The 6,769-nt window shown below is 59.6% G+C and carries 7 protein-coding genes; 5 read left to right on the plus strand and 2 right to left on the minus strand.

Annotation, left to right across the window (positions count from 1 at the left end; genetic code table 11):
• Window positions 1–94: 94 nt before the first annotated feature.
• Complete coding sequence (locus K7A42_RS21800) at window positions 95–1,015, plus strand: DMT family transporter (RefSeq protein ID WP_072494458.1); 921 nt, start codon at window positions 95–97, stop codon at window positions 1,013–1,015.
• 87 nt (window positions 1,016–1,102) lie between these two features.
• Window positions 1,103–1,432: a heat shock protein HspQ gene (gene hspQ / locus K7A42_RS21805; protein ID WP_004442310.1), complete on the plus strand. Its 330-nt coding sequence runs from the start codon at window positions 1,103–1,105 to the stop codon at window positions 1,430–1,432.
• 101 nt (window positions 1,433–1,533) lie between these two features.
• Here the strand turns inward: hspQ and K7A42_RS21810 are convergent, their stop codons facing one another.
• Complete coding sequence (locus K7A42_RS21810; RefSeq protein ID WP_004442311.1) at window positions 1,534–2,190, minus strand: invasion associated locus B family protein; 657 nt, start codon at window positions 2,188–2,190, stop codon at window positions 1,534–1,536.
• Window positions 2,191–2,497: 307 nt separating this feature from the next.
• On the opposite strand from K7A42_RS21810, the gene K7A42_RS21815 reads away from it, so the two are divergent.
• From K7A42_RS21815 to K7A42_RS21825, 3 genes are read left to right on the plus strand one after another with little or no spacing between them, the layout of a single operon-like run.
• Entirely contained in the window at window positions 2,498–4,345 is a 1,848-nt protein-coding gene (locus K7A42_RS21815; protein WP_282455849.1) for an extracellular solute-binding protein, read from the plus strand.
• A gap of 39 nt (window positions 4,346–4,384) precedes the next feature.
• A complete protein-coding gene (locus K7A42_RS21820; RefSeq protein WP_113380544.1) occupies window positions 4,385–5,053 on the plus strand; it encodes a DsbA family oxidoreductase in 669 nt (222 codons plus the stop codon).
• A 50-nt stretch (window positions 5,054–5,103) separates the two neighbouring features.
• Window positions 5,104–6,036 (plus strand): DMT family transporter, encoded by a 933-nt coding sequence (locus K7A42_RS21825; protein ID WP_004442314.1) that lies wholly within the window; start codon window positions 5,104–5,106, stop codon window positions 6,034–6,036.
• A 55-nt stretch (window positions 6,037–6,091) separates the two neighbouring features.
• Here K7A42_RS21825 and K7A42_RS21830 read toward each other — a convergent pair whose 3' ends face one another.
• A complete protein-coding gene (locus K7A42_RS21830) occupies window positions 6,092–6,436 on the minus strand; it encodes a hypothetical protein (protein WP_282455850.1) in 345 nt (114 codons plus the stop codon).
• Window positions 6,437–6,769 lie beyond the last annotated feature (333 nt).

Below are 6,769 nucleotides of genomic sequence, written 5' to 3' on the forward strand. Positions count from 1 at the left end.
CCTGCGGGCGCTCCACCGGGGCGCTCCATTCATCGCGGCGGTTTTCCCCGGAAAGCCGCCGTTTTCTTTTGAAGTTCAACCCTGACCGTAAAGAATGCCGAACACGCCAGCCACGCAGCAAACCCGCCTCACGGACTGGCTCATCTTTCTGGCCGTTCCCTTCTTTTTCGCCAGCAACGTCGTTTTCGGCCGCGGCGTCGTCGGTGAGGTCTCGCCTTTCATCGCCGCCTTCATCCGCTGGATCGGCTCGACGCTCATCATCGCGCCCTTCATGATCGCCGACTGGCGCAACTGCCTTGCTTTCGTGCGGCACAAGACGCTGCTCTGGCTCGTCCTCGGCATTCTCGGCATGGGCATCTGCGGCGGCGTGGTCTATTGGGGCCTCACCATGACCACGGCCGCCAACGGCACGCTGATCTACACCACCTCCTCGCTGTTCATCATCCTGTTCCAGCGCATCTTTCAGGGCCGGCCGATCCGCAAGCTTGAAGTGGCGGGCATGATTATCGCCTTCGCCGGCGTCGCCGCCATCGTGCTCAAGGGCGATATCTCCGCTCTCCGGCACATGAATTTCAACATCGGCGACTTTGCAATTTTGACCGCGGCCATTGCCTTTGCGATCTATTCCGTGCTGCTGCGCGATCCGGCGGCGCGGCAGATGGCGTCCTTCAGTCTCTTTGGACTGATTGCATTTTCCGGCGCGCTTGTCCTTCTGCCGCCGGCAGCACTGGAACTGGCACAGGGCGGCATGCTGCCTGCCACGCCTGTTGCATGGGCAAAGATCGGCGGCATCATCCTGTTCGCCTCACTTCTGGCCTTTTATTGCTTTACCCACACGGTGCGCGTTTTCGGTCCCGCCACGGCGGGAATTACGCTGTACATGATGCCGCCGGTCTCGATCCTCATGGCGACGGTGTTTCTCGGCGAATCCTTCGAGACCTATCATGCCATCGGCATCGTATTGGTCACCGGCGGCGTCATCATCGCCACCGCGCCGATCGGCAAAGGGCGCTGAACACGAACGGCAGAGCAGCGTCAAAGCGCCAGGTCTTGATATTTCGCGTTCCGATACCAACTAGTATTGGGAAAGGAAGTACATGCCATGAAACAAAGAAACGCAAAATTCACGCTTGGCGAGATCGTTCGCCACAAGGTGTTTCCGTTCCGCGGTGTGGTAATCGACGTGGACCCGGAATATGCCAATACCGAGGAATGGTGGAACGCCATTCCCGCGGAAATCAGGCCGGAACGCGACCAGCCCTTCTATCATCTTCTCGCCGAAAACGAGGAGACGGAATATGTCGCCTATGTTTCCGAACAGAACCTCGTCCACGACGAGAACGAGACGCCGCTCCGAAATCCCAATATCGGCCGCATCTTTGACAAGGCGCCGAACGGCGAATGGCGCCCGAAAATGTCCACGGCGCACTGACGCCCGCCAAGCATCTCCCTCCTCCCGGGGATATCGAACGCGCATAAAAAAACCGGTCTGTCGCCAGACCGGTTTTCTGTTTTTTCGAGCTTGCGCGGCAATCAGGGCTTCGGCGCGCCCTTGGCAGCGTCCTGAGCAGCTTCGAGCTTCTTGCGAGCTTCTTCCGCCTTCTTCTGCATGCCTTCCTGCAGGCTTCGCTGGCTTTCGGCCAGCTGCGACTGGGTGATTGCCGGGCCGTCATAAGCGCCGGTGAAACCGGAAAGCGCGATCTTGATGGGGTTCGGTGCGCGGCGGAAGTTGATGGAGGTGAAGACCACCTCGCTACCCTTCTTCAGCGAAGCGATCATGGCGTCCGTCAGCGGCACTTCAGCCGTGCACTTGTCGGGAAGGCAAACGGCGTAATCGAGCTTCTGACCCTTACCGCCATCGATCTGCATCATCACACCCGGAGGAATGAGACGCGCGGTCGGAACGGAAACCTGCAGCAGCTTGCGGTTGACCTTGCCTTCAACGGTAATGAGGCCAACGGCCGTGATCATCTGGCCGTTCTGGGCGAGAACCACGTTCTGCACAACGCAGACATCGTTGTCTTCCTGCTTGGAGCAGGTCTTGAACCAGCCGAGCGGCGGAGCGCCAGCGCCCTGAGCAGCCGGAGCAGCATCCTGCGCCTGCGAGATGGCCGGAGCGGACACAGCGCCGAGAGAGAGGACCAGAGCGGACAGAGCCGTCCGGGTGAATGTGTTTGCCTTGTGCATCATAAGAGTTCCGTCTCCTGAATGTCTGCCAGAACAGAACCGCTCAAGGTCCTGTTCGTCGATGGCGGTATCCTTCTGCCCGTTCAACTGTCGTTTAAATGAGGCAAATGCGTGACCCGTCTCTTCCGGTCCCCCTGTTACATGCCGTTCGCGGCGATATCCAGCACTTCTTTAACTTTTTCTTGAGCGGAGCCAAGATTTCCCGCGCTTGCATGGGTCATGCAATGTCCGTGTGCTACATATCTGCCAGAATCATGACGATAAACGGTCCTGACGCACATCGGACGGACAGTTGAGACAGGACAGTGACATGCGCAACCTTGCGGCCCTCATCCCCGCATTGTTTCTTTTGGGATCATCCCTGCTTCCCGGCGGGAGTGCGGTAGCGCAACCGCTGCACGCCATCTCGATGCATGGCACGCCAGCGCTTCCCGCAGATTTTTCACACCTTCCTTATGTCAATCCGGACGTGAAGAAAGGCGGCCGCATTTCTTATGGCGTGGTCGGCACCTTCGACAGCCTGAACCCCTTCGTTCTCAAGGGAATGCGCACCACCGCCCGTGGTGTTTGGGATCCGGAATTCGGCAATCTTCTTTACGAGCCGCTGATGTCTCGCTCCAGCGACGAGCCCTTCAGCCTCTACGGGCTGCTCGCCGAAACCGTGGAGTGGGACGACGAGCGCAGCTTCGTTCAGTTCAACATCAACCCCAAGGCGAAATGGTCGGATGGCGAGCCGGTAACGCCTGATGACGTGATCTTCACCTTCAATCTCCTGAAGGAAAAGGGCCGCCCGCCGTTCAACAGCCGTCTCGACGGCGTAGCCAAGATGGAGAAGACCGGCGAACGCAGCGTGCGCTTCACCTTCAACGAAAAGGCGAATCGCGAAACGCCTCTCATCCTCGCCTCTTCAACGCCGATCCTGCCGAAACACGCGACCGATCCGGAAAAATTCGAGCAGGCGGGCCTCGGTGCGGTTGTCGGCTCCGGCCCTTACCGAATCAAGACGCTGCGCCCGGGTGAACGAATCATCTGGGAGAGAAACCCCGACTACTGGGGCAAGGACATTCCCGGCAAAGTCGGTTTCGATAATTACGACGAGATCAGCATCACCTATTTCCTCCAGGTCACGACCATGTTCGAGGCCTTCAAGAAGGGCGATATCGACATCTACCCGGAAGGCGATGCCATCAATGGCACCTCCGATACCTCTCACTGGGGGCAGGCCTATAATTTCCCCGCCGTGCATCGCGGCGATATCGTCAAGGACGTATTCCAGCCGCGCCTGCCGACCGGCATGTTCGGTCTCGTCTTCAACACCCGCCGTGCCGTCTTCGCTGACGAAAAGGTACGCGAAGGCCTTACCTATGCCTTCGATTTCGAGTGGATGAACAAAAACATCCTCGGCGGCTCCTTCAAGCGGACGCAGAGCTACTGGCAGAACTCGCCGCTCGGCGCCTATGGCAACGCCGCCGACGCGCGCGAGCTGGCGCTGCTCGGTGACGCGGCAAAGTCCATGCCGCCGGAGCTTCTGGCCGGCACCTATGCGCTGCCGACCACGGACGGCACGGGCGCCGACCGCAAGGTTCTGAAAATGGCCGTCGACAAGCTGAAAGAGGCTGGCTACAGCATCAAGAACGGCAGGATGTCCGATGCCAATGGCCGCCAGCTCGCCTTCGAGATCATGACGCAGAACCCGGCGCAGGAGCGTATCGCGCTCGCCTATCAGCGTTCGCTGAACCTGATCGGCGTCGCCATGGGCATTCGCTCGGTTGATGACGGGCAATACCAGTCGCGCTCGAACAGCTTCGATTACGACATGATCATCCGCTCCCTGCCCTCGTCGCTTTCGCCCGGCATGGAGCAGCTGAACCGCTGGAACTCACTCTCGCGTGATGCGCAGGGCAGCTTCAACTATGCAGGTGTTGCCAATCCCGATATAGACCGGATGATAGAGGCGCTGTTGCAGGCCCGCTCGACGGAAGATTTCCAGGCGGCCGTGCGCGCTTATGACCGCCTGCTTGTGGCCGGACATTATATCATTCCGCTCTATTATATCGGCGCCCAATGGGTCGCCCGCTGGAAATATATCGACCGCCCGGATATGACACCGATACAGGGCAATCAGAAACAGACCTGGTGGGACGCGCGGGCGCAATAACCTGCCACCGTCAGGTCGATCATATAAGGAACATCAGCCATGGAACGCATCGTTGTTGACGTCGTATCGGACATGGTCTGCCCGTGGTGTTATCTCGGCAAGGCCCGGCTCGATCTCGCCATTGCCGAGGTGCAGGATGAAATCAGCGTCGACGTGAACTGGCGTCCCTACCGCCTCAACCCGGACTATCCGCCGGAAGGAGTCGACCAGAAAGCCGCTCTCGAGGAAAAGCTCGGCAAGGAGCGTCTGGAACAGGCCCATGCCACGTTGGTTCAGCTCGGCAGGGAAGTCGGCATTACCTACGATTTCGACGCGATCAAGATCGGGCCGAACACGCTCGATGCCCATCGCCTGTCGCTCTGGGCCCATTCCGAAGGCCGCGACGTCCAGGAACGCGTCGTGACCGGCCTGTTCAAGGCCAATTTCGAGGAAGGCCGCAATATCGGCGATCATGCCGTGCTGGTCGACGTTGCCGCAAAGGCCGGCATGGATGCGAAAGTCGTCGAGCGGCTGCTGGCTTCGGACGCGGACAAGGATACGGTCGTCGCTGAAATCGATGCCGCCCAGCAGATGGGTGTCGCCGGCGTGCCCTTTTTCATCATCGACCAGAAATACGCCATAAGCGGTGCACAAACACCCGATGTCCTGATTGCTGCATTGCGGGATATTGCAAAAATCAAGGCGGACGAGCATAGATCGATGAACTGACGGTCAAACCACCGGCGGTTTTCAACAACTCGATTTTTGCCGGTGTTTCCGTGTCCGACCAGACCCTGAAAGGCATTCTGCTCGCCTTTGCAGCCTTCGCTGCCTATGCCTGGAGCGATGCCAGCGTTAAACTCATTGAAGGCCAGATTTCGCCGATCGAATCGGCCTTCTTCGGAGCCCTGTTCGGCCTCGTCGCCCTGCCCTTCATCCGCAAACGCAATGACAGCTGGCTGGATGTAGTGAAAACAACCAACCGGCCGCTCTGGATCATCCGCTTTTTTTCGGCCGGCACCGGCGCTGTCGGCAGCGTGACTGCCTTTACCCATCTTTCCATGGCGGAAGCTTTCGCGCTGATCTTCCTGCTTCCGTCCTTCGTCACCATCATGTCGGTGATGTTTCTCAAGGAACAGGTGGGCATTCGCCGCTGGTCGGCCGTCATCATCGGTTTTCTGGGTGTGCTCATCATCCTGCGGCCCGGATTCCGTGAACTGGGCATAGGCCATCTGGGCGCCATCATCGCCGGCTTCAGCGGCGCGCTCAGCATCGTGATCTTCCGCGCCATGGGCCCATCGGAAAAGAATGTTTCGCTTTATGGTGCGGGCGTGCTGGGCTGTCTCGTCATCAGCGGCGTTGCCATGGTGCCGAGCTTCGTCATGCCGGGTGGCGAACAATGGCTGCTGCTGGCAGGATACGGCCTGCTCGGCGCGCTTGGCAACATTCTGGTCATGTACGCCGCCCAATATGCGCCCGCCGCCATGATCGGCCCAACGCAATATAGCCAGATGCTCTGGGCCATCCTGTTCGGTTATCTGATTTTTGGCGATCGTATCGACGGCTGGATGTTGATCGGCATTGCCCTTATCGTCGGATCCGGCCTGCTGACACTGCTCCGCGAGAAACAGAGAAAGGTGCCATTGCCCGCCTCCATCGCCGCGACAGACCAGAACGTGGCTGTCGGTATTACGCCGGAAGACAGTCACTAGCCCCAGAGAGCGAAAAAACCGGCGGCGCTTCAGGCACCGCCGGTCCGGCGTTCAATCAATCGCAAACCCTGACCCGATACATGTCGCCCCAGGCGTTCTGCCTCCAGGCTACATGGCAGCGGGGATAGACGGGTTCATAAACGACCGGCGGGCCATAAGCCGGCGCAGCATAGACGGGCGGACCATAAGCAGGCGCGTAATAGGCGGGGCCGTAGGCGTAGCCCGGGTGTCTTGCACCCGCAATCAGCGCTCCGCCAATGATCGTGCCGGCAATACCGGCGGCAACGCCGCGGCCGAAATTATTGCGCGCTTCCGCCTGACTGGTGGTGGCAATTGTGGTGCCCGCAATTGTCAAGGCAACCAGACCAGCGGTGGCAAACCTGTTGATATTGGTCCACATCGTCCTGCTCCTTCATCACCCGGCGGCATCCACTCATCCGCCGCACCGGGTATGAGGATGAGATTACGCCTGCGAAGAATACCGGTAGATGTCCGTTTCGTTACATTGCGGTAATTTTCGCTGAAGGCAGTGAGTGGAGTTTTCGAGGGATTGGCTAATGGATAATGAGCCAAAGATGGGTGTGGTTTACCCCCCTCTGCCCTGCCGGGCATCTCCCCCACACGCCGGGCGATCGGCACGCCGCCCTGTCGCCCCTCCCTTCCCTCCCGCGGAGCTTGGCCAACCCCGGCCGCACAGCGCCCCCCCCACCGGTGGGGGAGAGGCCCGGCAGGG

It is taken from the genome of Agrobacterium sp. InxBP2 (assembly GCF_026191755.1).
Lineage (GTDB): Bacteria > Pseudomonadota > Alphaproteobacteria > Rhizobiales > Rhizobiaceae > Agrobacterium > Agrobacterium pusense.